Source organism: Pimelobacter simplex (assembly GCF_024662235.1).
Classification (GTDB): domain Bacteria; phylum Actinomycetota; class Actinomycetes; order Propionibacteriales; family Nocardioidaceae; genus Nocardioides.
This window is the reverse complement of sequence record NZ_CP096276.1, coordinates 3,363,706-3,390,703: the sequence shown is the minus strand read 5'-3', so window position 1 is coordinate 3,390,703 and position 26,998 is coordinate 3,363,706. Positions and strand designations below refer to the sequence as shown.

Annotated in this window: 29 protein-coding genes; 8 read left to right on the top strand and 21 right to left on the bottom strand. The window is 73.0% G+C overall.

Going from position 1 to position 26,998, the window contains the following annotated elements:
• Nucleotides 1-201 precede the first annotated feature (201 nt).
• The 3 genes from hpf (at nucleotide 202) to M0M48_RS16620 (ending at nucleotide 2,872) form a co-directional block, all read left to right on the top strand.
• On the top strand, nucleotides 202-825 hold the full coding sequence (hpf, locus tag M0M48_RS16630; protein ID WP_257751985.1) for a ribosome hibernation-promoting factor, HPF/YfiA family: 624 nt from the start codon (nucleotides 202-204) through the stop codon (nucleotides 823-825).
• 101 nt (nucleotides 826-926) lie between these two features.
• Nucleotides 927-1,586: a response regulator gene (locus tag M0M48_RS16625; protein ID WP_257751984.1), complete on the top strand. Its 660-nt coding sequence runs from the start codon at nucleotides 927-929 to the stop codon at nucleotides 1,584-1,586.
• 71 nt (nucleotides 1,587-1,657) lie between these two features.
• Nucleotides 1,658-2,872 carry a winged helix-turn-helix domain-containing protein gene (locus M0M48_RS16620; protein WP_257751983.1) on the top strand — a complete coding sequence of 405 codons (1,215 nt, stop codon included), beginning with the start codon at nucleotides 1,658-1,660 and terminating at the stop codon, nucleotides 2,870-2,872.
• Between the two features lie 13 nt (nucleotides 2,873-2,885).
• Here the strand turns inward: M0M48_RS16620 and fdxA are convergent, their stop codons facing one another.
• The 11 genes from fdxA to M0M48_RS16565 all read right to left on the bottom strand — a co-directional run bounded on the left by fdxA (nucleotide 2,886) and on the right by M0M48_RS16565 (nucleotide 11,276).
• A complete protein-coding gene (fdxA, locus tag M0M48_RS16615; protein ID WP_257751982.1) occupies nucleotides 2,886-3,206 on the bottom strand; it encodes a ferredoxin in 321 nt (106 codons plus the stop codon).
• Nucleotides 3,203-3,454, bottom strand: a complete 252-nt coding sequence (locus M0M48_RS16610) for a 4Fe-4S dicluster domain-containing protein (protein WP_257751981.1) — start codon at nucleotides 3,452-3,454, stop codon at nucleotides 3,203-3,205. Before M0M48_RS16610 ends, fdxA begins: the two co-directional genes overlap by 4 nt.
• A complete protein-coding gene (locus M0M48_RS16605; RefSeq protein ID WP_257751980.1) occupies nucleotides 3,454-4,179 on the bottom strand; it encodes a GntR family transcriptional regulator in 726 nt (241 codons plus the stop codon). The genes M0M48_RS16610 and M0M48_RS16605 overlap by 1 nt, the downstream gene beginning before the upstream one ends.
• Nucleotides 4,172-4,987, bottom strand: coding sequence for a thiamine pyrophosphate-dependent enzyme (locus tag M0M48_RS16600; RefSeq protein WP_257751979.1), 816 nt, complete (start codon nucleotides 4,985-4,987; stop codon nucleotides 4,172-4,174). The genes M0M48_RS16605 and M0M48_RS16600 overlap by 8 nt, the downstream gene beginning before the upstream one ends.
• A 2-nt stretch (nucleotides 4,988-4,989) precedes the next feature.
• Nucleotides 4,990-6,087 (bottom strand): hypothetical protein, encoded by a 1,098-nt coding sequence (locus tag M0M48_RS16595; RefSeq protein ID WP_257751978.1) that lies wholly within the window; start codon nucleotides 6,085-6,087, stop codon nucleotides 4,990-4,992.
• Entirely contained in the window at nucleotides 6,084-6,701 is a 618-nt protein-coding gene (locus M0M48_RS16590; RefSeq protein ID WP_215814841.1) for a 2-oxoacid:acceptor oxidoreductase family protein, read from the bottom strand. Before M0M48_RS16590 ends, M0M48_RS16595 begins: the two co-directional genes overlap by 4 nt.
• A 64-nt stretch (nucleotides 6,702-6,765) precedes the next feature.
• Nucleotides 6,766-7,470: an ABC transporter ATP-binding protein gene (locus tag M0M48_RS16585; RefSeq protein ID WP_257751977.1), complete on the bottom strand. Its 705-nt coding sequence runs from the start codon at nucleotides 7,468-7,470 to the stop codon at nucleotides 6,766-6,768.
• The gene (locus M0M48_RS16580) at nucleotides 7,467-8,255 is read right to left on the bottom strand and encodes an ABC transporter ATP-binding protein (RefSeq protein WP_257751976.1); all 789 of its coding nucleotides are present in this window, start codon (nucleotides 8,253-8,255) and stop codon (nucleotides 7,467-7,469) included. The genes M0M48_RS16585 and M0M48_RS16580 overlap by 4 nt, the downstream gene beginning before the upstream one ends.
• The gene (locus tag M0M48_RS16575) at nucleotides 8,252-9,217 is read right to left on the bottom strand and encodes a branched-chain amino acid ABC transporter permease (RefSeq protein ID WP_215814844.1); all 966 of its coding nucleotides are present in this window, start codon (nucleotides 9,215-9,217) and stop codon (nucleotides 8,252-8,254) included. The genes M0M48_RS16580 and M0M48_RS16575 overlap by 4 nt, the downstream gene beginning before the upstream one ends.
• Nucleotides 9,214-10,086: a branched-chain amino acid ABC transporter permease gene (locus M0M48_RS16570; RefSeq protein ID WP_215814845.1), complete on the bottom strand. Its 873-nt coding sequence runs from the start codon at nucleotides 10,084-10,086 to the stop codon at nucleotides 9,214-9,216. Before M0M48_RS16570 ends, M0M48_RS16575 begins: the two co-directional genes overlap by 4 nt.
• Nucleotides 10,083-11,276 (bottom strand): ABC transporter substrate-binding protein, encoded by a 1,194-nt coding sequence (locus tag M0M48_RS16565; RefSeq protein ID WP_257751975.1) that lies wholly within the window; start codon nucleotides 11,274-11,276, stop codon nucleotides 10,083-10,085. The genes M0M48_RS16570 and M0M48_RS16565 overlap by 4 nt, the downstream gene beginning before the upstream one ends.
• Nucleotides 11,277-11,396: 120 nt before the next feature.
• On the opposite strand from M0M48_RS16565, the gene M0M48_RS16560 reads away from it, so the two are divergent.
• Genes M0M48_RS16560 through M0M48_RS16550 form a run of 3 tightly spaced genes read left to right on the top strand, consistent with a single transcriptional unit; the run spans nucleotide 11,397 to nucleotide 14,982 of the window.
• A complete protein-coding gene (locus M0M48_RS16560; protein WP_257751974.1) occupies nucleotides 11,397-12,509 on the top strand; it encodes a zinc-dependent alcohol dehydrogenase in 1,113 nt (370 codons plus the stop codon).
• Nucleotides 12,506-14,011: a class I adenylate-forming enzyme family protein gene (locus tag M0M48_RS16555; protein ID WP_257751973.1), complete on the top strand. Its 1,506-nt coding sequence runs from the start codon at nucleotides 12,506-12,508 to the stop codon at nucleotides 14,009-14,011. The genes M0M48_RS16560 and M0M48_RS16555 overlap by 4 nt, the downstream gene beginning before the upstream one ends.
• 38 nt (nucleotides 14,012-14,049) lie before the next feature.
• A complete protein-coding gene (locus tag M0M48_RS16550; RefSeq protein ID WP_257751972.1) occupies nucleotides 14,050-14,982 on the top strand; it encodes a zinc-dependent alcohol dehydrogenase in 933 nt (310 codons plus the stop codon).
• Nucleotides 14,983-15,185: 203 nt separating this feature from the next.
• Here the strand turns inward: M0M48_RS16550 and M0M48_RS16545 are convergent, their stop codons facing one another.
• The 9 genes from M0M48_RS16545 to M0M48_RS16505 are packed head-to-tail and all read right to left on the bottom strand — an operon-like array spanning nucleotide 15,186 to nucleotide 25,079.
• Nucleotides 15,186-17,057, bottom strand: a complete 1,872-nt coding sequence (locus tag M0M48_RS16545) for an AMP-dependent synthetase/ligase (RefSeq protein ID WP_257751971.1) — start codon at nucleotides 17,055-17,057, stop codon at nucleotides 15,186-15,188.
• A gap of 29 nt (nucleotides 17,058-17,086) precedes the next feature.
• Nucleotides 17,087-18,199 (bottom strand): MlaD family protein, encoded by a 1,113-nt coding sequence (locus tag M0M48_RS16540; protein ID WP_257751970.1) that lies wholly within the window; start codon nucleotides 18,197-18,199, stop codon nucleotides 17,087-17,089.
• Nucleotides 18,196-19,185, bottom strand: coding sequence for an MCE family protein (locus tag M0M48_RS16535; RefSeq protein ID WP_257751969.1), 990 nt, complete (start codon nucleotides 19,183-19,185; stop codon nucleotides 18,196-18,198). Before M0M48_RS16535 ends, M0M48_RS16540 begins: the two co-directional genes overlap by 4 nt.
• Complete coding sequence (locus M0M48_RS16530) at nucleotides 19,182-20,312, bottom strand: MCE family protein (protein ID WP_257751968.1); 1,131 nt, start codon at nucleotides 20,310-20,312, stop codon at nucleotides 19,182-19,184. The genes M0M48_RS16535 and M0M48_RS16530 overlap by 4 nt, the downstream gene beginning before the upstream one ends.
• On the bottom strand, nucleotides 20,309-21,280 hold the full coding sequence (locus M0M48_RS16525; protein ID WP_257751967.1) for an MCE family protein: 972 nt from the start codon (nucleotides 21,278-21,280) through the stop codon (nucleotides 20,309-20,311). The genes M0M48_RS16530 and M0M48_RS16525 overlap by 4 nt, the downstream gene beginning before the upstream one ends.
• Nucleotides 21,280-22,338, bottom strand: a complete 1,059-nt coding sequence (locus M0M48_RS16520; protein WP_257751966.1) for an MCE family protein — start codon at nucleotides 22,336-22,338, stop codon at nucleotides 21,280-21,282. The genes M0M48_RS16525 and M0M48_RS16520 overlap by 1 nt, the downstream gene beginning before the upstream one ends.
• On the bottom strand, nucleotides 22,335-23,405 hold the full coding sequence (locus M0M48_RS16515; RefSeq protein ID WP_257751965.1) for an MCE family protein: 1,071 nt from the start codon (nucleotides 23,403-23,405) through the stop codon (nucleotides 22,335-22,337). The genes M0M48_RS16520 and M0M48_RS16515 overlap by 4 nt, the downstream gene beginning before the upstream one ends.
• 16 nt (nucleotides 23,406-23,421) lie before the next feature.
• On the bottom strand, nucleotides 23,422-24,273 hold the full coding sequence (locus tag M0M48_RS16510; RefSeq protein ID WP_215814858.1) for an MlaE family ABC transporter permease: 852 nt from the start codon (nucleotides 24,271-24,273) through the stop codon (nucleotides 23,422-23,424).
• Complete coding sequence (locus M0M48_RS16505; protein ID WP_215814859.1) at nucleotides 24,270-25,079, bottom strand: MlaE family ABC transporter permease; 810 nt, start codon at nucleotides 25,077-25,079, stop codon at nucleotides 24,270-24,272. Before M0M48_RS16505 ends, M0M48_RS16510 begins: the two co-directional genes overlap by 4 nt.
• Before the next feature lie 142 nt (nucleotides 25,080-25,221).
• Between M0M48_RS16505 and M0M48_RS16500 the strand changes: the two genes are divergently transcribed.
• Entirely contained in the window at nucleotides 25,222-25,986 is a 765-nt protein-coding gene (locus tag M0M48_RS16500) for a MerR family transcriptional regulator (protein WP_215814860.1), read from the top strand.
• Here M0M48_RS16500 and M0M48_RS16495 read toward each other — a convergent pair.
• Nucleotides 25,961-26,419 (bottom strand): protein-tyrosine phosphatase family protein, encoded by a 459-nt coding sequence (locus tag M0M48_RS16495; protein WP_215814861.1) that lies wholly within the window; start codon nucleotides 26,417-26,419, stop codon nucleotides 25,961-25,963. The genes M0M48_RS16500 and M0M48_RS16495 overlap by 26 nt on opposite strands.
• A 47-nt stretch (nucleotides 26,420-26,466) precedes the next feature.
• Here M0M48_RS16495 and ndk point away from each other — a divergent pair, with 47 nt between their 5' ends.
• Nucleotides 26,467-26,877, top strand: coding sequence for a nucleoside-diphosphate kinase (gene ndk, locus M0M48_RS16490; RefSeq protein ID WP_215814862.1), 411 nt, complete (start codon nucleotides 26,467-26,469; stop codon nucleotides 26,875-26,877).
• Nucleotides 26,878-26,998: the final 121 nt, after the last annotated feature.

The window sequence follows — 26,998 nt, the reverse complement described above, 5'->3', positions numbered from 1 at the left end:
CGGCCTCGCGGTTGACGCTCGCTGGGTGCGGGGACCGCTGGCGGCCAGACCTTGTCGGCGCGCCCCACGTGCCTGCCTCTCTCGGCGCGCCCGCGTCCCGCGTCCCCACTTTTCCGCCGGTCGGGAGCACGGCCGGCGTACAGACGTCCCGCCCTGGATGGCGGGAGAACCCATCACACCGAAATTCCTTGGAGGTATCTGATGGACGTCGTGGTCACTGGACGGCACTGCGAGATCTCGGACCGATTCCGGGCGCATGCCGCTGAGAAGCTCACCAAGCTGGAGAAGCACGATCACCGCATCATGCGGGTGCACGTGGAGGTCGATTGCGAATCGAACCCGCGCCAGCACGACCATTCCGTCCATGTGGAGCTGACGGCCTATTCCAAGGGCCCGGTGATCCGCGCGGAGGCTGCGGCCGACGACAAGATGGGGGCGCTCGACCTGGCCCTCGACAAGATGGCCGCCCAGATGCGCAAGGCCGCCGACCGGCGGCGGGTGCACCGTGGCCGGCGGACGCCGGTGTCGGTGGGCAAGGCGCTCTCGGACGTGCAGGTCGAGACCGAGAACGAGTCCGACGACATCGCGATCGAGCGGCAGGTCGGTCCGATCACGGTGACCGGTGACGGGCCGCTCGTGGTCCGCGAGAAGACCCACCCGGCCAACCCGATGACCCTGGACCAGGCGCTCTACGAGATGGAGCTGGTGGGGCACGACTTCTACCTGTACGTCGACAAGGAGAGCGAGCGGCCGGCGGTGGTCTACCGACGCCGGGGGTACGACTACGGGGTCATCTCGCTCGACGTCGGAGGCGCCGAAGGCTGACTCCGCAATGGTCTGGACCGCTGCTCACGCCCAAAGCGTGCCATGATGCCGCTGTGGCGATTGGGACTTCGCCGGAAGCCACAGGGTCGGGGGGCCAGCCTGTGAGCGAGCCGGTACGCGTGGTGGTCGTCGATGACCAGGAGCTCTTTCGGCGTGGGCTGACCATGCTGTTGGGGATCGAGGACGGCATCGACGTCGTCGGCGAGGCCAGCAACGGCATCGACGGGGTCGCGCTCGTGACGAGCTCGGTGCCGGACGTCGTCCTGCTCGACGTACGGATGCCGAAGCAGTCGGGCATCGAGGCGTGCGTCGCGATCAAGGAGGCGGTCCCGATGACGAAGATCATCATGCTGACCGTCTCCGACGACGAGGCCGACCTCTACGAAGCGGTCAAGAGCGGCGCCTCGGGCTACCTCCTCAAGGACTCGTCCATCGAGGAGGTAGCCCAGGGCATCCGCGTGGTCGCCGATGGGCAGTCGCTGATCAGCCCGTCGATGGCGGCCAAGCTGATCGACGAGTTCAAGACCATGTCCAAGCCCGACCGGGCCACCGGGCCCGCGCTCAAGCTGACCGAGCGCGAGCTCGAGGTGCTGCGGTTCGTCGCGCGGGGGCTGAGCAACCGCGATGTCGCGGCCCAGCTCGCGATCAGCGAGAACACGGTCAAGAACCACGTGCGCAACATCCTGGAGAAGCTTCAGCTGCACTCGCGCATGGAGGCCGTCATGTACGCCGTGCGCGCCAAGCTGGTCGAGCTCGACTGAGTCCGTCCGCGCCCGGGGGGTGGCCTTGCCTGGCCGTCTCGGGTGTCGGCGGGCGCATCTAGGGTGGGCGCGTGCCCACCACGCAGACCCTGACGCTCGCGCAGGCCCGCCGGATCGCGTTGGCCGCGCAGGGCTTCCTGGACCCGCCGCACGCCGTACCGACGCTGCGGACCTTCGACCGCACGCTCGCGCGGACCGGGGTGCTGCAGGTCGACAGCGTCAACGTGCTGCAGCGGGCGCACTACATGCCGCTCTACTCGCGGATGGGTGCCTACGACGTCGATCTGCTCCGGCGCGCGGGGCACGGCAGCAAGGGCCGGCGGGTGGTGGAGTACTGGGCGCACGTGCAGGCCTACATGCCGGTCGAGCTGTGGCCGGCGATGAGGCACCGGATGGACGACTACCGCGCGCGGCGCGGCAAGTGGTTCACGGTCGCCGAGGACGACGCCCTCGAGACGGCGCTGCTGGCCGAGATCGCCGAGCGCGGGGCGAGCACGGCGCGCGAGCTCGATGACGGCCTGCCGCGCAAGAAGGACCACTGGGGCTGGAACTGGTCGCGCACCCGGCGGATGCTCGACTACCTCTACATGACCGGTGCGCTGGCGATCGCGGGGCGCAACAGCCAGTTCGAGATCCGGTACGACGTACCGGAGCGGGTGCTGCCGGCCGTGGTGCTGGAGCAGCCGGCACTGAGCACGGCCGACGCCCACATCGAGCTGGTACGACGGGCCGCGCGCTCCCACGGCGTCGGGACGGCCCAGGACCTGGCCGACTACTACCGGATCCGGGTCGGCGACGCCCGCCCGGCGATCGAGGCGCTGGTCGCGGCCGGCGAGCTCGAGCCGGTCCAGGTGGCGGGGTGGCAGCGCCCGGCGTACCTGCACCGGGAGGCGCGGGTGCCGCGGCGGGTGCGGGCGCGGACACTGCTGAGCCCGTTCGACCCGGTGGTGTGGGAGCGGGCGCGGGCGGAGGCGCTGTTCGGGTTCTTCTACCGCATCGAGATCTACACGCCGGCGCACCAGCGGGTGCACGGGTACTACGTGCTGCCGTTCCTGCTGGGTGACCGGATCGTGGGGCGGGTCGACCTCAAGGCCGATCGCGCGACCGGCCGGCTGCTCGTGCAGTCGGCGTGGGCCGAGCCGCACGCGCCGGCCGAGACCGCTGCCGAGCTGGCGGCCGAGCTCGACCGGCTCGCCGGGTGGCTGGGCCTGGGCGAGATCGTGGTGGCCCCGCGCGGTGACCTGGCGCCGGCCCTCGCGGCGGAGGTCCGGGGCCAGGCCGCCTAGACAGGCCAGTGAGTCAGGCCGAGGCGACCGGCAGCGCCGCCACGACCGGGTGGTCGTGCGCGAGCGCCCCGAGCGCGGCGGCTCCGCCGGGCGAGCCGAGGTCGTCGAAGAAGCCGGTGTTGACGGCGAGGAAGTCTTCCTGGCCGGTGGGCAGGTCGTCCTCGTAGTAGATGGCCTCGACGGGGCAGACGGGTTCGCAGGCGCCGCAGTCGACGCACTCCTCGGGGTGGACGTAGAGCATCCGGGCGCCCTCGTAGATGCAGTCGACGGGGCACTCCTCGACGCAGGCGCGGTCCTTGACGTCCACGCAGGACGACGAGATCACGTAGGTCATGCGCGCGGCGCCTTGAGCCGGTAGACGTCGAAGACGTAGTCGGGGCAGACCATCTGGCAGGCGGTGCAGCCGGTGCAGCCCTCGTGCAGGAGGGGGTAGCGGTAGCCCATCTCGTTGACGTCGGTGGACATCTCCAGCACCGACGGCGGGCAGGCGGCGATGCACAGCTCGCAGCCCTTGCAGCGGTCGGCGTCGATGACGAGGGTGCCGCGGCTGACGCGGCCGTTCGGGGTGTCGGTGGTGGCCATCAGGCCTCTCCTTCGGGACGGACGAGGTTGCCGACGGTGAGCAGGTCCTCGACGGTGACGTCGAGGGCGTCGCCCTCGCTGTCGGGGAGGACGCCGCGGTCGCGGAGCACGCGGACCGCGTGCTCGCCGGTACCGACGACGTGACGGACGGTGGCCGTGACCGCGGCCGCGGGGGTGTCGTCGCGGAAGGCCTCGTACTCGGCGCGGAAGAGGCTGCGCTCCTGCTCGAGGTCGTCCTCCATCGACAGCCGCGAGGCGACCCGGACCAGACCGTTGAAGGTACGCAGCAGCGAGCGCAGGTGCGGGCCGCCGGCGGCGCGGGCGATCACCCGGCGGAAGCGCTGGGCCTGCTTCTCGAACTCGTCGACCGAACCGGCCGCGAGCGCGGCCTCGGCGGCCTCGGTGAGCTCGGCCCAGACCTCGGGGTCGCGCCGGGAGACGACGGTACGGGCGGGGAGCGCGGAGAGGAGGGCGTAGAGCGTGAACCCCTCGCGTACGTCGGCCACGCCGATCTCGGCGATGAACGCGCCGCGGTGGTAGGGCATCTCGACCAGGCCGTCGCGCTCGAGCTGGATGAGCGCCTCGCGGATGGGGGAGCGGCTCACGCCCAGGCTCCTGCCGAGGGCGTCGAGGTCGATCCGGTCACCGGCGGCGAGCTCGCCGCTGATGATCCGCTGGACGACCACGTCCGCGACGGCCTGGCTCGTGTTGGCCCGCTCAAGCATGCCCTGCCTCCTGGGTCTGGGGTTCCGGGGTCTTCAGCTCGCCGATCGGGTAGACCGGCTCCATCGAGGAGCCCTGGTAGTCGGCGCCCTCCGCGGCCGGGACGAACCAGCCGGTCGGGCACATGGTGAGGATCTCCACGAGGGAGAGCCCGTTGCCGTCCAGCTGGGACTGGACGGCACGCTTGATCATCCGCTTGGTCTTGGCGACCGCGGCGGGGGTGGACACGGCGCCGCGGGCGACGTACCCGCTGCCCTGGAGCGAGGCGACCATGTCGGAGATGGGGATGGGGTAGCCGTGCTGCTCGGCGTTGCGTCCCTCGAGGCTGGTCTTGGTCCGCTGGCCGAGCACCGTGGTCGCGGTCTGTTGGCCGCCGGTGTCGCCGAAGACGCCGTTGTTGAGCAGGATGCAGGTGATGTTCTCGCCGCGGGCCGCCGAGTGGAGGATCTCCTGGAGGCCCTCGTTGACCATGTCACCGTCCCCCTGCAGGGTGAAGACCACCGAATCGGGTCGCATCCGCTTGATCCCGGTGGCACAGGACGGGGCGCGGCCGTGCAGGCATTGTAGGACGTCGATATCCATGATCCGGACGAAGCTGCCGTAGCAGCCGTGTCCCACGACGCCGATCGAGCGGTGCACGACGTCGAGCTCCTGCAGGGTCTCCAGGAGCAGCCGCAGCGCGACCGGTTCGCCGCACCCGGGGCACAGCGAGTGCTCGCCGAGGATGAGGGACGGCGCACCGGCGGCCGCCTTCGAGGCCGGCGGCGGGGGAGCGGTGCGGGTGTCGATGGTGATGTCGGTCGTGGCCATGGTCAGCTCCTCGCGGTCGGTACGGCGGCAGCGGGCTCGGCGTGCTCGGCGAGGATCCGCTCCCGGATCACGGGCGCGTCGAGCAGCGGCCCGAAGGCCAGCCCGGACTCGTCGATGCTGACCCCGCCGATGAACCGGATGACGTCGCGGTCGTGCGCCCACTGGCGTACGTCGTCGATCATCTGCCCGGCGTTGAGCTCGAAGACGAGGACCCGCTTCACGCCGCGGGTCGCCTCGGCCAGGGCGGCACCGGGGAAGGGCCAGAGGGTGATCGGGCGGAAGAGGCCGACGCGGTGGCCTTCCTCGCGGAGCTCCTCGACGACGTACTCGGCGAACTTGGCGGCCGAGCCGAAGGCGACGACGAGGGTCTCGGCGTCGTCGGCGTGGACGCTCTCGTGGCGGGCCTCGACCTGCTCGATGTCGGCGAACTTCGCGGCGACCCGGCGCCACTGGCCGTCCGGGCCGGGGCCGGGGTCGTTCTTCTTGCCCATCGCGAAGGTCCAGACCTGGCGCGAGCCGCCGGTGCCGCTGGCGGAGCCGTCGAGGGCCCAGTCCTTGGCGGGCAGCTCGGGGAGGTCGAGGGGAGCGACGTCGACGCCGACGAGGGTCTTGGCGAGCAGGTCGTCGCCGTAGAGGATCACCGGGGCGCGGTGCTTGTCGGCGAGGTGGAAGAGCACCTGGGTGTGCTCGACGGCCTCGGTGATGTCCTTGGGGGCGAGCGTGATGGTGCGGTAGTCGCCCCAGCCGCCGCCGCGGGTGCACTGGTAGTAGTCCTGCTGGTTGCGCGCCATGTTGAACACGACGAGGGGCGTCTCGTTGAGGGCCGCCTCGGCGATGGTCTCCTGCATGAGGGCGATGCCCTGGCCGCAGGACCCGGTCGCCGCGCGGAAGCCGGCGGCCGAGGCGCCGAGGGCCATGTTGGCGCCCTCGATCTCGCTCTCGGCGTTGATGCAGACCCCGCCGGAGTCGGCCATCTCGCGCGACATCGCCTCCAGGAGAGGGGTGAACGGCGACATGGGGTAGCCGGCGAAGAACTTGCAGTCGGCGGCGAGGGCGGCGCGGGTGATGGCGACGCTGCCCTGCAGCAGCTCGAGGGTCACGAGAGGGCTCCTGCGGCGGTGGGGATCGTGGGGATCGGGGTGCCGGCGACGTGGGCCGCGCCGGCCTCGAGGGCGCGGGCGTTGCCCTCGGCGTGCTGGCGGCGGTACGGCGGCAGCAGGGCGGTCATCGTGGCGACGAGCTCGTCGTGCCCGGCCACGCCGGTCAGCGCGCAGTAGGCGCCGAGCATGACGAAGCCGCCGGCCTGGGCGGCGCCGGCCTCGCGGGCCAGCGCGGTCGCGGGGACCCGGACGACGGGGTCGCGGTCGGCGAGGAAGTCGTCGGGGGCGACCGAGGAGTTCACCAGGCTCAGCCCGCCGGGGGCGAGCCGGGCGAGAGTGTTCTCGCTGAACCGGTCGTGCATGAGGATCGCGGTGTCGGCGCGGGGCACGATCGGCAGCGCCCGCAGGGGAGCATCGCCGACCACGACCGTGGCCTGGGTGGGGCCGCCGCGCATCTCGCCGCCGTACTCGGCGCCGAGCATGGCGTAGCGGCCCTGCTCGGTCAGCGCCTGGGCGAGCGTCTTGGCCAGGAGCTGGATGCCCTGGCCGCCGATGCCCGAGACCATCAGGGCGTGCTCGCGGCCGCGGGTGGTGCTCGTGCTCGTGGGGCTCATGGTCGTGCCTCACCTCCTACTTTGAATTTAATATGCAGACGGATGGACAGCAACGTGACGCGGGTCACCCGACGGCCAGCCCGAGCGCGCGCTCGTACGCCGTCTGCAGCGGGCGGTGACCGTCCTCGACCTCGGCGACGACGCGGCCGCGGACGAGCACGTAGCCGCGGTCGACGACATCGCGCAGGCCGACCAGGTCGGGGGCGGCCACGAGGACCGCGAGCCCGTCGTCGGCGAGCGTGCGCACGGTGGTGGCGAGCTGCTGGACGATGAGCGGCGCGAGACCGGTGACGAGCTCGTCGAGCAGCAGTGCCCGGGGGCTGCCCATGAGGGCGCGGGCCACGGCGAGCATCTGCTGCTCGCCGCCGCTGAGCACCCCGGCCAGGCTGCCGCGGCGCTCGCCGAGGATCGGGAAGCGCTCCTCGGCGGCGGCGACCGAGCGGGCCGGGAGGCGGAGCTGGTCGGCGCCGATGAGCAGGTTCTCGCGCACGGTGAGCCGGGAGAAGAGCTGGCGGCCCTGGGGGACAAGCGCCAACCCGCCCCGGGTACGCCGCCCGGGGGACCACCCGTCGACCCGCTCGCCGTCGAGCCGCACCCGCCCGGTCGAGCGGACCGTGCCGCAGGCGGCGAGCACGGCGCTGCTCTTGCCGGCCCCGTTGGGCCCGACGAGCGCGGTGACCCGGCCGGCGGGGACGGAGAGGGCGATGTCGTCGACGGCGAGGGCGCCGCCGTACCGGACGGAGAGGCCGGCGATCTCGAGCGCGGTCACGACGCGACCTCCTCGGAGGCGGTGCCGAAGTAGACGCGCTGCATCTCCGGGCTGGCCAGGCAGGCGGCGGGGCTGCCCTCGAAGGCGACCCGGCCGCGCTCCATGAGCATCACCCGGTCGGCGAGCGTGGTCACCAGGTCGACGTTGTGGTCGACCAGGATCACGCCGTGCCCGGCGCCGCGGAGCACCTCGATCACCCGGGTGATGCCGGCGACGCCGTGGGCGTCCGCGCCGGCGAAGGGCTCGTCGAGGAGCAGCACGCAGGGCTCGGCGCCGAGCGCCCGGCCGACCTCGACGAGGCGCTGCTCGCCGAGGGTGAGGTCGCGGGCGTGCCGGTCCAGGCCGGCCAGGCCGACCTCGGCGCCGAGGCGCTCGGCCAGCGCCCGGTCGGCGGGGGCGTGCGGGCGCAGGATGCCGCGGACCAGTCCGGCCAGGAGCCGGCCGAGGCCGCGGTGCCGGGCGGCGTAGGCGCCGAGCAGCAGGTTGTCGGCGACGCTGAGGTCGAGCGCGAGCTGGGGGTGCTGGAAGGTGCGGGCCAGGCCCTGGGCGGCGCGGTGGGCGGCGCCGCCGCGCAGCGGGCTCCCGGTCAGGAGGAGCTCGCCGGTATCGGCGTCCTGGGCGCCGGTGACCAGGTCGACCAGGGTGGTCTTGCCGGCTCCGTTGGGCCCGATCAGGCCGAGCACCTCGCCGGCGTGGAGCGTGAACGACACGTCGCTCACGGCGTGCACGCCGCCGTAGCTCTTGCGCAGGCCGCTGCCGGAGAGCAGCAGGTCGGCGGTGGTCATGTGCGGACACCTCGCTTGGTGAGGGTGGTGAGGAGGGAGGTCCCGCCGCGGCTCGCGGTGCCGGCGAAGCCGAGCACGCCGCGCGGGAAGAGGACGAGGATGACGAGCACGCTCAGCGAGACCAGGAGGGTCCCGCTGGAGGCCAGCGAGTCGACGTTGAGCGTGAGGTGGACGACGATCGCCGCGCCGAGCACCGCGCCCCACGGGCTGCCGATGCCGCCGATGAGCGGCATGAAGACGGCCAGGAAGATCACGTTGACGCTGAAGGTCTCGGGGTTGACCGCGCCGACGTACGTCGTGAAGAGCGCGCCGCCCAGCGAGGCGATCGCCGCGCCGGCGCCGAGCGCCACGAGGTTGAGCAGCGAGACCGAGACACCGGCGGTGTCGACCGCGATCGGCACCTCCCGCGAGGCCCGGATGACCACGCCCCACGGGCTGCGGCGCAGCCGGTCGAGGGCGAGCGCGAGCACGGCGGTCAGCGCGACCGCGAGGAGCACGGTCTGCTGCGGGGTGGGCTCCCAGCCGCCGAAGGTCAGCAGGGGGAGGCCGATGATGCCGCTGGGCCCGCCGGTGATGCCGAGGTTGCCGAGCAGCTGGATGAAGGCCTCCGCGAAGAGCAGCGTCACCGCGCCCAGGTAGAAGCCGGACAGCCGCATCGTCGCCGCACCGAGGACGACGGCGATGATCGCGGCGACCGGGGGTGCCACGAGCATGCCGAGCCACAGCGGCCAGCCGGCGTGCGACGTACCGATGGCGACGGCGTAGGCGCCGGTGGCGGCGTAGGCGCTGTAGGACAGCGAGAGCGAGCCGGCCAGCACGAACGGCACGTACATGCCGAGCGCGACGAGCGCGTAGGTCAGCATCGTGACGAGCAGGCTGCTGCGGTAGAGGTCGTCGCCGGCCCACACCACCAGGAGCACGAGGCCGAGCACGCCGGCGGCGTTCTGCACCCGGGCGCTCACACGCGCACCCGCGGGGCGAAGACACCTTCGGGGCGGAAGGCGAAGAAGAGCATGGCGACGACGACGAGGCCGTAGGCGAGCACGTCACCTCCGAAGTAGAAGGGGATGAAGACGTTGGCCAGGGCGAGCAGCGCACCGCCGAGCAGCGGCGCCCAGACGGTGCCGGTGCCGCCGATGACCAGCGCCAAGAAGCCGGTGATCGTCCAGTGCAGGGCGTTGTCGGGGCTGACGCCGCTGCGCCCGGCGAACGTGATCCCGGCGAGAGCCGCGATCAGGCCGGCGGCCGCGAACGACAGCAGCCGGGCGGTGTTGATCGGCAGCCCGAGCACCCGGGCGGCATCGGTGTCGTTGCCGATCGCCCGGGTCAGCCGGCCGAGCCGGGTGCGCTGGAGCGCGAGGTAGGACAGCGTGAAGAGCGCGGCCGTGATCACCACGATCGGTACGACGGTCGAGCCGACCCGCGCCGAGCCGACGCTGAACGGCGCGGTCGACCAGAACGGCTGGCCCGGCCGCGCCTCGTGGCCCAGGAAGAGCCCGGCGAGCTGGATGATCGCGAACAGGCTGGCGCCGACCGCGACGAGGGCGGACAGCTCGCCCTCGCCGCGGGCCTGCACCGGGCGGACCACCGCCAGCTCCATGACCACCGCGATCGCGATCGCGCCGAGCACCCCGACCACGCCGGCCAGGGGCCGGCTCAGGCCGTGCTCGGTGACCAGCCAGCTGCCGGTGAAGGCGGCGGCCATGGCGATCGCGCCGATGCCGAAGTTGAAGAACCCGGCACCGGTCAGGTTGAAGTAGAACGCCAGGCCGAGAAGGGCGAAGAAGCACCCGTTCTCGACCACGGCGATCCACAGCTGCGGGTTGGTCATGCCGCGCAGTCCGGCTCGTAGCCCGACCAGGGGCCGGAGACCGTGTTGTCCTTGTCCCACTCGACGAGGACCAGGCCGCAGATGCCGTCGGCGCCGAGGTGCTTGTCCGGTCCGAACGACAGCGTGAAGCCCGGGTAGCCCGAGCTCGCCTCGAACGCGCTGACCTTCTGGATGGCGTCGTTGAGCTTCTCGCCGTCGGTGGTGCCGGACTCCTCGATCGCGTGCTTGAGGATCTGCACGGCGTCGTAGGACTGGGTCCAGAAGTTGTTGACCTGGAAGTCCGCGCCCTCGGTCTCGGCGAAGAACTTCGCGACCTCGACGGTCTTGGTGTTGGTGTCGGTGGTGCCGGCCAGGCCGACCAGTCCCTCCAGGGCACCGGGCTGGGCCTGCTTCCAGGCCGAGGGCAGCGAGCTCAGCAGCAGCTCGGTGAACCGCGGGACGCCGGGCAGCTGCTGGTGCAGCGTGTTCTGGGCGAGGACGTCGAAGTTGGCGTTCTGGGTCGCGACCAGGACGGCGTCCGGGCCGGCGTTCTTGATCTTGGCGACCTCGGCACTGAGGTCGGTGGCGTCGATCGCGCCGTTGACGACGTCGAGGTCGACGCAGTCGAGGCTGTCGATGAGGCCCTTGTTGAACTGCACCTGCGAGGGCGAGCTGTCCTGGAGGAAGGCGACCTTCTTGGCGCCGAGCGAGTCGAACGCGGCGCAGTAGACCGTCGCCCAGTCCGAGGTCGGCGTACCGAGCTGGTAGAGGTAGGTGTTGCCCGGCGGCTCGGTGACCTGCGGGTTGGCCGCGACCGGCATGAACACCGGGATCTTGGTCCGCTCGATGAGCGACTTGGCCTGGAGCACGCCGGCGCTGCTGGTGAGCATGAGCAGCGCGTCGGCACCCTGGCTGACGAGCTTCTGGATGACCGTGGGGGTCTTGGTCGGGTCGCTCTCGTCGTTGCCCTGCACGACCTTGACCTTCTTGCCGTCGATCCCGCCGTCGGCGTTGACCTGGTCGATGGTCTCCTTCGTCGCCGTGCACGCGGGGGTCGCGTAGCCGGCGCCCGGACCGGTGGTGTCGCAGACCAGCCCGATCACCACCACCGTGTCGCCGCTGTCGTCGTCGCCCGAGGAGCCGCATCCGGTGAGCGCCGTGCCGACGGTGAGCGTCAGCAGTCCGGCGATCGTCGCCCTGAATCGGGTCACAGTGCCTCCATGAATTTCAGATCTTGAACAATGTATTCAAAATGCAGTGGGCGTGATTAGATCACCGTGACCTGGGTTACACAAGCCCCCGGGCGGTGCCCGGGAGGAAGGAGCGATCCCTTGCAGGCAGTCGTCGTGAAGCCCGGCTTCGTCGTGGACGTCGCCGAGGTGCCCGAGCCCCCGTGCGGCCCCCAGGACGTCGTCATCGCCGTGCGCCGGGTGCAGCTGAGCGTCACCGAGTGCATGCTCATGGCCGGTGCGGACGTCGCGCTCGGCGACCAGCTCGCGCGGCGCCTGGCGGACGGGCCGCTGCAGTTCGGCGGGCACGAGTTCGCCGGCGAGGTCCTCGCCCTCGGTACGGCGGTCGACCCCGCCGTGAGTGGGCTGCGGGTCGGGCAGCGGGTGACCGCGGTCGAGACGCTGCCGTGCCGGACCTGCGCGGCCTGCCGCCGCGGCTGGGCGAGCGCCTGCGTCGCGCCGGCCATCATCGGGTTCACCCGGCCGGGCGCGCTGGCCGAGCGGGTCGTCGTCCCGTCCTCGGCGGTGGTGCCGGTGCCCGAGGGGGTCTCGCTCTCGGCGGCCGCCGCGATCCAGCCGCTGGCGGGCGCGGTGCACGCGCACGCCGCGCTCGGCGTACGGCCGGGGGAGTCGGTGCTCGTCCTCGGCGGCGGCGTGATGGGACTCCTCGGGGTCGCGGTCGCCCGGCACGGCAACGCCGGCCTGGTCGCGCTCTCGACGCGCAGCCCGCGCAAGCTCGAGCTCGGCCGCCGCTTCGGCGCCGACGCGCTCATCGACGCGGGGACCGACGTGCTGGCCACCGCGCTCGAGCTCACCGACGGGATCGGCTTCGACGTCGTCGTGGAGACGGCGGGCGGCAGCGCCGACCTCGGCCTCGCCGGGCTGAGCACGATCGAGCTCGCCGCCCAGGCCGTCCGCCGCGGCGGCCGGATCGCCATGGTCTCGGTGCTCGACGCGCACGCGCCCCTGCCCACCGGCCTGCTGCGCAGCAAGTCGGTCACGCTGGTGCACCCCCGCTCGGGCGCGGGCGACTACGCCAGTGCGGCGAGCGTCTTCGAGCACTCCTTCGGACTCGTCCAGCGGAACCTGGTCGACCCCGACGCCCTGCTGACGCATACCGTCCAGGGACTGGGGGCGATCCACGAGGCGATGGACATCACCCAGCACAAGAGCCGGTACGGCGCGATCAACCCCGCACAGATGGAGCTGTCGTGAGTCTCGACCTCGGAACCACCGTCGCCGGCCTCGGCCGGGTCCGTCCCGACGCCCTCGCCGCCACCCTCGGCGCGCAGCAGGTGCGCTTCGGCGAGCTCGACCAGGCCGGCAACCGCACGGCCCGCGCCTTCGCGGCGCTCGGCATCGGCGCCGGCGACACCGTCGCCTGGTGGGGCTCGCCGTCGCTGCGCGCGCTCGACGGCTTCCTCGGCGCCGGACGCCTCGGTGCGATCTTCGCGCCGCTCAACCCCGCGCTGCCGGCGGCCGAGCTGGCCGGCGTCCTCGACTACGTCGCGCCCCGGCTGCTCGTCACCGACCTCGACCACCTCGACGAGGCCGAGCACCTGGCCCGTCAGCGCGAGCTGCCGCTCGCCGTCTTCGACGCCGACGGTCTGGTCCCGGGCGCGGACCTGGACGCGCTGTGCGCCCGGCTCTCCGGAGACCCCCTCGGTACGGCGATCGACGACCGCGCGCCGCACATCCTCTACCTGACCAGCGGCAGCACCGGCCGGCCCAAGGGCGCGCTCGTCAGCCACCGGGCGAGCTGGCTGCGCTCGGCCGCGGGTGGCGGCACCTTCGGCCAGGCGATGCGCGGGCGCAACGGCCTGGTCACGGCGTTCCCGCTGTTCCACTACGGCGGTTGGCACTACGTGATGGAGGCCTGGCAGAACGGCCGGGCGATCCACCTCGTGCACCGCGCCGACCCCGCCGAGCTGCTGAGCGCCGTGGAGCGGTGGCGGGCGTCGGCGTTCTACGCGATCCCGGCCGTGTGGGAGCGGGTGCTCGACGCGACGGACGTCGCCGCCGACCTCAGCTCGCTGCACCACGCCGACACCGGCACCTCGCGGATCTCCGAGACGCTGCTGGAGCGGATCAAGACCCGCGTGCCGCAGGCGACGACGACCGTCCTCTACGGGACGACGGAGGCCGGCTCGATGGCGCGCCTGCACGACGCGCACGCCCACCTCGGCACCCGCTCCGGCAGCGTCGGGCTCGCGACACCGCCGTCCCTGCTGTGGATCGGCGACGAGGACGAGATCTGCGTGGCCTCGCCGACGCTGATGAACGGCTACCTCGACCGGCCCGAGGAGACCGCCGCCGCGCTGCGCGACGGCGCCTACCGCTCGGGCGACGTCGGGCACCTCGACGAGGACGGCTACCTGTACATCACCGGCCGGGTCAGCGAGCTGATCCGCAGCGGCGGCGAGACCGTGTGGCCGACCGAGGTCGAGGCCGCGCTGCGGGGCCTGCCGGGGGCCGAGGACTTCGCGGTCGTCGGTGTGCCGGACGAGCGGTGGGGCGAGATCGTCTGCCTGGCGGTGCGCTCGTCGGCCGCCGTACCGATGCCCGACGTGGACGCCGTCCGGCAGCTCCTCGACGGACGCCTGGCCCGGCACAAGCACCCGCGGATGGTCGTCGGCGTCGACGCGATCCCGCGGACGCTGGCCACCGGCCAGGTCCAGCGCCGGGTGCTCGCCGCCCAGATCGGGACGCACCGGTGAGGGCTGCGCTCGTCACCGGGCCCGGTCGGCTGGAGGTCGTGGAGGTTCCCGCCCCGGTGCCGGGGCCGGGCGAGGTGCTCATCCGTACCGAGGTGGCCGCGATCTGCGGCTCCGACCTGCACCTGGCCGCCGAGGGTGGCAACGGCATCCCCGGCAACCCCGGCCACGAGGCCGTCGGCGTCGTGGTCGAGAGCCGCACGCCCGCGCTGGCGGTGGGCACGCGCGTGCTCTGCACACCGCCCGCCGCGGTCTCGGCGTGCTTCGCCGACCTCCAGGTGCTGCCGCCCTCGGCCGTCGTCCCGCTGCCCGCGGACCTGCCGGCCGAGCGGCTCGTGCTGGCCCAGCAGCTCGGCACGGCGATCTTCGCGATGAAGCGCTTCTGGCCCGCGGTGCGGCTGCCGGCGACCGCCGAGCCGCGCGCGGCCGCCGTGGTCGGGACCGGGCCCGCGGGGCTGGCGTTCGTGCAGCTGCTGCGGCGCGCGGGGTTCGCACAGATCATCGTGAGCGACCTGTCCGCGGCGCGCCTGGCCACCGCGACGTCGTACGGCGCGACGGCGGTGGTGCACGCGCCCGGCGAGGACGTCGTCGCGGTGGTCGACGAGCTCACCGGCGGCGCCGGCGTCGAGCTCGCGATCGAGGCAGCCGGCACCGACGCGACCCGGCACCAGGTGATGCGGATGGTCCGCGACGAGGGCCGGATCGGGCTGTTCGGGCTCTACGCCGACGACGAGCTCGAGAGCTGGCCCATGAAGACGGTGTTCCGCAAGCGCGCCACCATCGACATGACCTGGAACGCCCAGCTCGAGGACGGGCTCACGTCGTTCGCCGATGCCGTCGACATCGTCGCCGCGGCCGGCACCGACGCCCCGACGATGATCACGCACACCTTCGGGATCGAGGACGTGGCCGAGGCGTTCGCCCTCGCCGGCGACCCGTCGCGGGGCGCCGGCAAGGTGGCGATCGGGTTCTGAGTGTGCTCCCTGGGGCACTGGGTCCCCCGGGGGCCCGCGCCCGGCCCCTGCCGCTGTAACACGCTGTCCACGTTGCTGGTCGGCGGTTGTCGTCGCGACACGCCGACCGCAACGGCGTGGAAGCAACGACAAGCGGCGCGAAGGCAGGTGGACAGCGTGTTACCCCACGATCGGCCGGGCGCGGCCCCACGACGGGCCGGGCCTCAGCCGTAGAGCCGCTCCAGGACGTCGGCGTACTTGGCGTGGACGACGCGGCGCTTGAGCTTGAGCGTCGGGGTGAGCTCCTCGGACTCGGCGGTCCACTCGACCGGCAGCAGCTCCCAGGCCTTGACCTGCTCGGGACGCGAGAGCCGCTCGTTGGCGGCGTCGACGGCCTGCTGGGCCACCGCCTGGATAGCGGGGTGCTCGGCGAGCTCGGCCAGCGACGTACCGGCGGGGATGCCGAGCTGGGCGCCGACCAGCGGCGCGATCTCGGCGTCGAGCGTGAGCACCGCGACGACATAGGGGCGGCCCTCGCCGAAGACCAGCGCGTGGCCCACGACCGGGCTCTCCTTGAGGTAGTTCTCGATGTTGGAGGGCGCGATGTTCTTGCCGGAGGAGGTCACGATGATCTCCTTCTTGCGGTCGACGACCTTGAGGAAGCCGTCGGCGTCGAGCTCGCCGATGTCACCGGTGTGCACCCAGCCGTCGGCGTCGATGAGCGCGGCGGTGGCGTCGTCCTGCTTGTAGTAGCCCTTCGAGGCGACCGGGCCGCGGGCGAGGATCTCGTTGTCCTCGCCGAGCGTGATCTCGATGCCGGGCAGCGCACGGCCGACGGTGCCGAGGCGGAAGTCGTCGGGGCCGCAGGCGGTCACGGCGGCGCAGGTCTCGGTCATGCCGTAGACGTCGTAGATGCGCAGGCCGAGCCCGGCGAAGAAGCGCGCGACCTCCAGTGGCATCGGGGCGGCCGCGGACGCGGCCCACTCGCAGCGGTCGAGACCGAGCAGCGCGCGCAGGAAGGCGAGCAGGCCGGCATCGGCCGCCTGGAAGCGGGCCTCCAGCTCGGGGGAGACGGTGTGGCCGGTCTGCTGGGCCTCGACGTACTCCAGGCCGATCGCGAGCGCGGCCTCGACCTGTGCCTTCTTGTCCGGGTCGGTCTCGGCGGCGAGCTTGGCGGAGATGCCGGTCTTGATCTTCTCCCAGACGCGCGGGACGCCGAAGAAGCGCGTCGGGTGCACCTCGCCGAGCGCGCCGAGGAGCAGCGCGGGATCGGCGATGAGGTGGATGTGCGCGCCGTTGACCTGGGGGATGTACATGCCCAGCGTGCGCTCGGCGATGTGCGCGAACGGCAGGTACGAGATGAAGTCGTTGTGCTGCGTGGGCGCGGCCGTGCGCAGCGAGCACGCGCACTCGTAGAGCACCGCGTGGTGGGTGAGCACGACGCCCTTGGGATTGCCGGTCGTGCCCGACGTGTAGAGGATCGTCAGCGCGTCGTCGGGCGCGATCGCGGCGATCCGCGCGTCCAGGTCGGCGGCGTGGTCCGCGCGCCAGGCCGCACCCTCGGCGACGAAGTCGTCCCAGCGCACGAAGCGGTCGTCGCCGGCGGGTGCCTCGGCGTCGACGAGGACGACGCGGCGGACCGACGTGCTCTCGGACAGCGCGCGCTCCCAGCGGGCCAGGTGGTCGGCGCTCTCCAGGACGACGACCGCCGGCTCGGCGTGCCCGGCGACGAACGAGACCTGCTCGGGGGAGAGCGTGTTGTAGACCGACATCGAGACCGCGCCGGCGTGCACCGCGCCGAGGTCGGCGACGACGTGCTCGATCCGGTTGCTCGCCATGAGCGCCACCCGGTCGCCGGCCGCGACGCCCGAGGCGGCCAGCGCGCCGGCCACGTCGAGCGCGCGCTCGCGCAGCTCGGTCCAGCCGATGGTGCGCCAGCCGGCCCCATATCCGGCGGACATGTCGATGCCGACCTTGTCGGAGTACGCCGGGCGGTCGCCCTCGGCGTCGGCGGTGCGGGCCAGGGCGATCGGCAGGGTGAGGCCGGCGATCTCCTGCTCGATCTCGGCGCGGATCGTCAGGGTGTCGGTGCTCATCGGGTTCCTCTCGGTGTGCGGGTGGGGGACTACTGCTGGGGTACGTGCGCGGAGCCGCGGCCCTGGGTGCCGCGCGGCGGGTCGGTGCAGCGGACGTCGGTGCGCGGCTCGCGGCGGCGGGTGTCCTGGATGTCGCGCTGGACGCTGCGGTCGTAGACGCAGTTCTTGAGGATGCGCGGCACCAGCACGACGCGGCCGCTGCCGTCGCGGGTGCTGCCCGCCATCACGTCGGCCTGCACGGGCGCCCAGTCGAGCCAGTGCTGGAGCCCGCGCAGGTGCCGGGCGGCCATCTCGCTGAGGGGTACGCCGTCGCGCAGCATCCGGCGCAGCTCCGGCGAGGCCGCCTCCCACCAGCGCTGCAGGCGCGGGAGCAGGTCGAGCGAGGTCACGACCGTCCGGCGTACGGCGGGCGTCGCGGCGGCCAGCGACCGCGCGATCGCCTCGAGGTCGGCGGAGAGCCGGCGCAGCTCGGGGTCGAGGTCGGCGACCGTCCGCAACGGGGTCTCGGCGCGCCGGACCAGTGTGGTCAGGTCGGGCTCGAGCCGCCGCAGCAGGGCGAACGCGGTCTCCATCTCGATGGCGAGCGAGCGCAGGTCGACGTCCTGGTCGCCGTCGCCGAAGATCGCGGAGGTCTCGGTGGCGATGGTGCGGATGTCGGCGACGTCGAGGTGCGTCATCAGGCCCTGGGCGTGGGCGAGCACCTCCGGCACGCTGAGCGGCACCGTGGTGTCGGCGACCGGCACGGTCGCGCCGTCGGCGAGGTAGGGGCCGCCGTCGCTGCGGGGGCGCACGTCGAGGTACTGCTCGCCGACGGCGGAGAGGTTGCGCACCTGCATCTCGCTGTCGCGCGGCAGGTCGACGTCGGTCTCGATCTTGAGCGTGGCGACGGCACCGACACCAGCGGCGTCGGAGAGCCGGACGTCGCTGACCTCGCCGATCCGCTGGCCGCGGTAGGTCACCACCGAGCCCTCGTGCAGCCCAGCGGCCTGGGGGAGCTCGACGGTGATCGTGCGCGGGCGGTGGAAGAGCGAGCCGCCGACGACGGTGTCGGCGACGTAGACGACGCCGCCGACCAGGATGAGCAGGATCAGCACCTGCGCGAGCCGGCTGCGGCGCTGCCAGACGCGGGCGGAGTCGTTCATCGCGGTGCTCCCGTCGCGGTGAGCGCCTTCAGGTCGAGCAGGAACGTGAGGTCGAAGTTCGCGAAGTCGCCGGGGGCTGCGCGGTCGCTGCCCTCGGCGAAGGCGACGAGGCCGGCCATCACGCCGTCGACGTCCTTGCGGCCGTCGAGGAGCGACTGGACGACGGGCCGCATGTCCTTCAGCTGGGCCACCAGGTCGGCCCGGACCGCCCGGGTGAGCGGCGTGGCGACGGCGTCGAAGCGCTGCAGCGACGCCAGCGCGGCGACGAGCTCGTCGCGCTGCTCGTCCAGCGCGCCGACCAGGCCGGTGAGGTCGGTCAGCGCGCGGGTGATCACGGGCAGGTCGCGGGTCAGGCGCGTGGTGAGCCGGTCGAGCGCGGCGGTGAGCCGGTCGAGGCGGGGGAGGTCCTGGTTGAGGTCGGTGACGGCCGTGTCGAGCCGGCCCAGCAGGCGTCGTACGTCATCGGCGTTGCCGGTGAGCGCGGTGTCGAGCTCGTGGACGATGGTGGAGATGTCGGCGAAGCTGCCGCCGGTGACGACCGTCGACAGCGCGCTGAGCAGGTCGGTGACGTCGGGCGCGGCGCCGGTCGCGGTGGCCGGGATGGTCGCTCCCTCGGCGAGCACCTCGCCCCGGTCGGCAGGGAAGAGCTGCACGAAGGCGGTGCCCATCGGCGAGGTCAGCCGGATCTCCGCGCGGGAGCCGGTCCGCAGCCGGACGCTGGTCGACAGCGCGAGCTCGACCTCGGCGACGTAGTCGCCCGCCTCGACGGCGGTGACCTGGCCGACCGTCGCGCCGTCGAGCTTGACCGGGGCGTCGACCGGGAGGTTGAGGGCGTCGGTGAACTCGATCGTCAACGGGTACGTCGGCCCGTCGACGAGCTTCGGCAGCGGGACGTCCTCGAGGGTCAGTCCGCACCCCGCGGCGCCGAGCCCGGTGCCGAGGAGGAGGGTGAGCGCGGCGGCGCCCCGCCGCCAGCGGCCGGTCACGGGATCGCCCCCGGCAGGCCGTTGTAGACCCCGTCGAGGATCGGGTCGAGCACGCCCGTGCCCTGGCCGTTGAAGAGCAGCGCGCAGGCCCGGGTGCCGGTCTCGCCGAGCAGGGTCGTCGCGAACACCCGGCAGGTGTGGTCGCGGAACATCGCCGCGAACGGCCCGGCGCTGAACGCGAACTGCACGCGCAGCCGGCCGAGGTCCCAGTCGTAGGCGCGGGCGAAGTTCTCGGCCATCGTGGGCATCGTGTCGAAGGCCTCCTCCAGGGAGTCCTGGTGCCGGCGCACGATGCCGACCACGTCGGCCAGCCCGGCCAGGTCGTCGCCGAGCACGTCGCCGTTGTCCTTGAGGAACCGGTCGGCCAGCCGGGTCAGCTCGTCGAGGCTGTCGAGCGTGGCGACGAGCTCCTCGCGCTGGTCGGCGAGGACACCGCCCGTGTCGGCCGCGGCGCGGGTGAAGGTGCGCAGCGCGCGGTCGCGCTCGGCGAGGGTGGTGACCAGGGCGACGAGGTTCTTGCTGACCGCGGTGAGGTCGGCGTCCTTGGTGTTGAGCAGGGCGAGCGCGTCGCGGCTCTCGGCCAGCGCGGCGCGCAGGTGGGGGCCGTTGCCGTCGAGGGCGCGGGCGGTCGTGGCGAGGACGTCGCCGAGCCCCTTGCCGTTCCGGTTGTTCTTGCCGAGCGTCCCGTCGAGCGCCTGGACCAGGTCGTCGACGGCGGTGGCGATCTCGTCGACCGTCGCCGGGGCGCGGGTGTGCGAGGCCTCGATGTGCGCGCCGTCGCGCAGGGTCGGGCCGCCGTCCCAGGCCGGGCCGAGCTCGATGAACCGGTCGGTGACCAGCGAGCCCTGGAGGATCTCCGCGCCGGCGTCCGCGGGCACCCGGGTGTCGGGGGAGAGGCGCAGCACCACGCGCATCGTCGTGCCGCGGGGATCGATGCGGACGATCTCGCCGACCTTGACGCCGAGGTAGGTGACGTCGTTGCCGACGTAGACGCCCGTGGTGTCGACGAAGTCGGCCGTCACGACGAGGTCCTCGGGGTCGTCGCCGCCGACCAGGCGCGCGCCCGAGAGCGCGGCCGCGGCGACCAGCGCGAGGACGAGGCCGGCGAGCAGGAGACGGCGGTTCATCGGCAGTCCTCCGGCGTGACCGAGCAGACCAGGTCGTCGGGGACGATCGCCCACGGCGCGTTGACGCCGAGCCACGGGCCGTCGCCGGTGGCGTTGGTGAACACGCGCATCGTCGGCCCGGCCAGGCGCATCGTGCGCTCCAGGTCGGCGCGGTGCTCGTCGAGCACCTTCAGGACGCGGCGCAGGTCGCGCAGCGCCGGGGTGAGCTGTGGCGCGCTCTGCCGGACGACGGCCGTGAGCCCCGTGACGAAGCGGTGCGCGTCGGTGAGCAGCGCCCGCAGCGTCGCCTGGCGCTCCTGCACCATCCGCAGCACGGTGGTGCCGCTGCCGAGCACCTGGTCGAGCCGGCCGGTCTGGTCGAGCACCAGCCGGGTGACCGCACGGGTCGACGCGAGCAGGTCGTCGAGCTGCTGCTCGCGGCCCTGGGCGATCGCGGAGACGCCGGCGATCCCGTCGAGCGCGTCGCGCAGGCTGTCGGGCGCGACCTTCAGGTCGGTGGCGAGCACGTCGATCGCCTGCTGCACCCGGTCGAGGTCGAGCGCCTCGACCTGGGGCGTGGACTCCAGCCAGAAGCGCTCGATCGTGTAGCTGTCGACCGCGTGCCGCACGCCGATCGTCGCACCGTCGGCGAGGGCGTCGCCGGTGCCGGGGGAGAGCGCGAGGAAGCGCTCGCCGAGGATCGAGAGCAGCTTGACCTCGACCGTGCTGTCGGTGGTGACCTCGAGGTCGGCGGGCGCCTGGTCGAGCGAGAAGCGGACGTCGACCTGGTCCCGGTCGGCGGTGACGGCACGGACCTTGCCGACCTTGAGCCCCGCGACCCGTACGTCGTCCCCGGGCTCGATGCCGGCCGCGTGCCGCAGCCGCACGTGGTACGACGGATCGCCGCCGAGCGCCCGGACGCCGAGCAGCAGCAGGCCGAGCACCACGGCCGCGGCGACGGCCCGCAGCGGCCAGCCGAGGCGGGCCATCAGCGGCACCTCTTCGAGAACCGGTCGCCGGTGACGCCGAGGTCGACCGTGGTGGGCACCCCGGCCAGGCCCGCACGCAGGGTGCAGACGTAGACGTTGAGGTAGCTGCCGTAGCCGAGCGTGCGCAGGTAGGTGTCGAGCTGCTTCGGGACGGCGCCCCCGGTCCGGGCGAGCAGGTCGCGCCGCTCGGCCAGGTAGCGGAACCACGGGTTGCTGAGCCGGGCGACGTCGACGACCGGACCGCCCGCCTCGTCGACCAGGTCGGCCGTCGTCGCCGACAGCCGGACGAGGGAGTCGAGGCTGGTGGCGATCCGGTCCTCGTCCTTCGCCAGTCCGGTCGTGAGCGAGGCGAGGCCGTCGACGAGCGCGGTCACCTCGGCCCGGTGCTCGTCGGTCGTGCGCAGCACCAGCGTCACGTTGTCGACGACCCGGGCGAGCGTCGCGTCCCGGTCGACGAGGCCGGAGGTGAGCTCGGCGGTCTGGTCGAGCAGGTGGCGCAGCGTCGGCCCCTGGCCCTGGAGCACCTGGACGATGTCGGTGGCGAGCTGGTTGATGTCGCCGGGCTGGAGCAGGTCGAAGATCGGCTCGAACGCGTTGAACATCGCGGTCAGGTCGAGCGCCGGACGGGTCCGCGCGAGCGGGATCCGGTCGCCGTCGCGCAGCCGCCCGGCGGTGTCCGCGGCGTCGGCCGGCCGGGAGAGCGCGACGTACCGCTGGCCCATCAGGTTGAGGTAGTCGACCGCCGCGACCACGTCGCCGTGGAGGCGCTGGCCGGCGGCGACGCTCAGCGTGACGACGGCGAGACCGCGCTCGTCGCCCGTGCCGACGCGGGTGCCGGTGACCCGGCCGACCCGCACGCCGGCCACGCGGACGTCGTCCCCGGAGCGCAGGCCGGTCGCGTCCCGGAAGACGGCGGTGACGCTGATCGTGTCGCCGCTGGTCGAGCGCGAGAGCGTCCCCGCGACCATGCTGGTGAGCACGACGGCGACCGCGGCGAAGACGGCCACGCCGAGGACCGCGCCCCGGTGCCGGCGCAGCTCGCTAAGCTGGCGGCTCATCGGCCGCCTCCGCACCGGCCGCGCAGGCCCCGGTACGTCGGGCAGTCCGCGGGATCGCTCGCGTCGTAGGGGTCGAGGAGCTGGGGCGCGAGCACGCCCTCCATCTGGATCCGGCCGTTCTCGACGGCTGCGGCGCCGTTGCGCAGCAGGGTCGGCACCTTGCGCAGGAGCAGGGCGAACGCCGGGTACCGCTGGGCGAACACGTCCAGGTTGGCGGCCGTCGCGTTGAGCAGGCGGGCGGTCGCCGCGCCGTGGCTGCGCAGGAAGGTCCCGACGTCGTCGGTGAGGGCCGTCGTCCCGGTGAGCAGCGTGGTCGTGCCCTCCTGCTGCTCGACCAGGGTGCGGGCCAGCGGACGGGTGTCGCGCAGCGCCGAGATCAACCGGGGCTCGACGTCGGCGGCCAGGTCGAGGTCGCGGGTGAGCAGGTCGACGTCGCGGCGTACCTGGGGCTGGAGCGCGGTCCAGCGGCCGAGGAAGGCGTCGCCGTCGCGGACCAGCTCGGCGAGCCGGGCGCCGCGGCCGTCGAGCGCGTCGGCGAGCTGGGAGAGCGCGACGTCCCACTGGGCGGGGTCGACGGCGGCGAGCAGCCGCTGGGTGGCGGAGAAGGTGTCCATCAGGCGCAGCGTCGCCACCGACGTGTCCGCCGGGACGACGGCGCCGTCGGCCAGGTGCGCGGCCGCGGCCTTCGGCCGGGCGGCCACCAGGTCGACGTACTCGTTGCCGAAGAGGGTGCCGGGCAGCACCCGGGCGCTCACCTCCGCGGGGATGAGCGCGGCATGCTCGGGCGCGACCAGCACCTCGGCCGTCGGCCCGGCGGGATCGACCTGGGTCACCCGGCCCACGCGCAGGCCGTTGTACTTGACGTCGGAGTTGATGCCGAGCGTGTCGCCCACGGTCGGCAGCTGCACGGTGACCCGGACGTCGCCGCTGAGCACGCCGAGCGTCTGGAGGCCGAGCACGCCGGCGAACAGCCCGAGGACCAGGAAGCCGGCCAGGCCCACCGCGGCCAGGCGCAGCCGCAGCACGACGGGATCGACCTTGCTGTGCGGGAAGAGGAACTCGCTCATCGTGCCGTCGGCCCCCTCACCCGGAGATCTGGACCTGCTGGTCGACGCCCCACAGGACGAGCGTCAGCAGGATGTCGACGACGGTGAGCGAGATGATGCTGGCCCGGATCGCGCGGCCGGTCGCCCGGCCCACGCCCTCGGGGCCGCCGGTGGCGGTGAAGCCGTGGTAGCAGTGGATCAGCGTGACGACGGTGGTCAGCACGACCACCTTGATCGCGGAGTAGATGACGTCGATCGGCGCGACGAACGTGCGGAAGTAGTGGTCGTAGGTGCCCGCCGACTGGCCGTAGAACGTGGTCACCATGACGTCGGTGGCGACGTAGGTGCCGACCAGGCCGATCAGGTAGAGCGGCAGCACGACGATCCAGGCCGCGACGAGGCGGGTGCTGATCAGGTAGGGGATGGGCCGGATCGCCATCGACTCGAGCGCGTCGATCTCCTCGCTGATCCGCATCGCGCCCAGGCGCGAGGTGAAGCCGCAGCCGATCCGGGCGGCGAAGCCGAGCGCGGCCACCATCGGCGCCAGCTCGCGGGTGTTGGCGTAGCCGGAGATGAAGCCCGTCAGCGGCGCCAGGCCGATCACGTCGAGGCCCTGGTAGCCCTCCAGGCCGACCTCGGTGCCGGTCAGCGTCGAGAGCAGCAGGACGACGCCCACGACGCCGCCGCCGACCAGGAAGATGCCGGAGCCGAGCGTCACGTCGGCCAGCACCCGGCGGATCTCGCCGCGGTAGCGGGTCAGCGCGATCGGCAGCGCCGCCACCGCGCGCCAGGCGAGCACGAGCTGCAGGCCGATGCCGGCGAGCGGGCCGACGACCGCGCGGTCGACGACGGCGACGACCTCGGGCGTCGTACCGGTGGGGGCCGTCATCCGATCGGACCTCCGGCGAACGTGCTGTGCACCTGGGAGATGACGAAGTTGGCGGCGAACAGCAGCACGAAGTTGGTGACCACCGCGCTGGTCACCGCCTCGCCCACACCGGTCGGGCCGCGGTCGGCCCGCAGCCCCTTGTACGACGCGACCACGGCGCAGATGACCGCGAAGATCGCCGCCTTGGTCAAGGACAGCCACAGGTCGGAGAGCTGCGCCAGCGTCGTCACCGACGCGAGGTAGCTGCCCGGCGGCAGGTCCTGGAGCACGACGCTCACGCCGAGCGTGGTGATGATCGTGAAGAACATGACGACGCCGTTGAGCAGCACCGCGACCAGGATGATCGCGAGCATCCGGGGCACGACCAGACGCTCGACGACCGGCAGGCCCATCACCTCCATCGCGTCGATCTCCTCGCGGATCTTGCGCGAGCCGAGGTCGGCGCAGATCGCGGAGCCGGCGACGCCGGAGAGCATGAGCGCGGTGATCAGGGGAGAGGCCTGGCGGACCACGGCGAGCGTGTTGCCGGCGCCGGTGAACGAGACCGCCCCGACCTCCTGGGCGAGGACGCCGACCTGGAGCGCCAGGATGATGCCGAAGGGCACCGAGACCGCCAGTGCGGGCAGCGTGCAGACCCGGATGGCGTACCAGGTCTGGAGCACCGTCTCGGCGAGCGGGAAGCGGCGCCCGGTGATCGTGGCCAGGAGCGCGGCGAAGACCTGCCGGCCGAACCGCAGCAGCCCCACGACCTCGCCGAGCGGCCGGGCGAGCGCCGGGAGGACGCGCGCAGCGCTGGTGGCCGGCATCGTCGCTCCTGTCTCTCGTGGGGCAGCCGAGAATGACAGTAGAACTGTCACACCGGTACTGTCCCCGGCGATGTGACCTACGTCAACCCCCGCGTCCATCGCCGCGTTGCATCGGTGAAATGACAGCCGTACTGTGACAGTCATGAGTGCAGTCGCCGGAGTGGAGTCGGGGCCGTCGTCCGAGCGCGACGAGGGCCTGCGCACCATCGACGAGCTCGCCTCGACCGCCGGGCTGACCGTGCGCACCACCCGCTACTACGCCAGCCTGGGCCTGCTCCCGCCGCCCGCGCGCCGCGGCCGGATGGCCTGGTACGACGACACCCACCTCGCCCGGCTCGAGATGATCCGGGCGCTCCAGGGCCACGGGTTCACCCTCCAGGCGATCGAGAAGTACCTCGCCTCGCTGCCCGCCGACGCCGGCGTCGAGGACCTCGCCGTCCAGCGGGCGATGCTCACCTCGTGGACCGTGGGGGAGCCGGCCGAGCTCACCCGCCGCCAGCTCGACGAGCACGCCGGGCGCCGGCTCACCGACGAGGAGGTCGCCCTCATCGAGGACTTCGGCATGCTGCGCCGGGTCACCGACGAGCGCGGCCGGGTCCGCTACACGCCCGTGCACGGCTTCGACGTCGCCGTCGAGCTGCTCCAGGTCGACATCCCCGTGGCCGGCATGCGCGCGGCGGGCGAGGCCATCGAGCGGCACATGTCGGCGCTCGCCGAGGAGCTCACCGTCGTCCTGCACGACGAGGTCGTCGAGCCCTGGCGCCGCGACCGCAGCCACTCCCGCGAGGACGCCGCTCAGCTCGAGGCGACCATCGCCACCCTGCGCCGGCTCACCGTCGAGGCCATCGTGCGCGGCTTCCAGCGCTCGGCCAACAAGGTGATCACCCGGTCGCTGGACCGCCGCTGACGCCGGGCTCGAAGCGTCGTACGAAACGGCGCTGGGCGAAGGTCTCGACCGCGTGCGGGCTGTAGTGGCGGCGCACGAAGGCGACCGCCTCGCGCGGGGCGACGCCGTCGAGGACGGCGAGGCAGGCGAGCGTCGTACCGGTGCGTCCTCGGCCGCCGGAACACGCTACTTCGACGCGCTCGGACGCCGACCGGCGCAGGACGTCGGCCAGGACGGCGGGCAGGTCGTCGGGGTCGGCGGGGAGGCGGAAGTCGGGCCAGCGCACCCACCGGCTCGGCCAGGCGACCGGCTCGGGCTGCTTGCCGAGGAGGTAGACGCCGTAGGTGGGCAGCGGTCCCTCGGGCAGGGGGCGGCTCAGCCCGCGGCCGCGCACCCGCCGCCCGGAGGGGAGGGTGAGCACGCCCGGCGCGGCGGGGTCCCAGGGCTCGTCCACGGGGCCAACCTACAAACGGCCGGTACGCATGGCCTAGGGTCACGCACGTGACCCAACGCACCCTCGTCCTCCTCAAGCCCGACGCGGTCCGCCGGGGCCTGGTCGGCAACGTGCTGGCCCGGTTCGAGGCCAAGGGACTGAGCATCGTCGCCCTGGAGCACCGCCACATCGACGCGGCCCAGGCCGACGCGCACTACGCCGAGCACGTCGAGCGCGACTTCTACCCGCCGCTGCGCACCTTCGTCACCAGCGGCCCGCTCGTGGCGCTGGTCCTCGAGGGCGACGAGGCCATCGAGGTGGTCCGCGCGCTCAACGGTGCGACCGACGGCCGCAAGGCCGCCCCGGGCACGATCCGCGGCGACCTCTCGCTGTCCAACCGCGAGAACCTCGTGCACGGCTCGGACTCGCCGGAGTCGGCGGCGCGCGAGATCGCGCTCTGGTTCCCGCACCTCGGCTGACACCTGGGGCCCCTCGCGGCCGTTACACCACGCCGACACGGCGTGGCTACCCCGCACGACGGGGTTCCTTGCTTACGCTCGCTGACGGAGGCCGTCGGAGCGTGCGCCCGGAGGTCTCCCC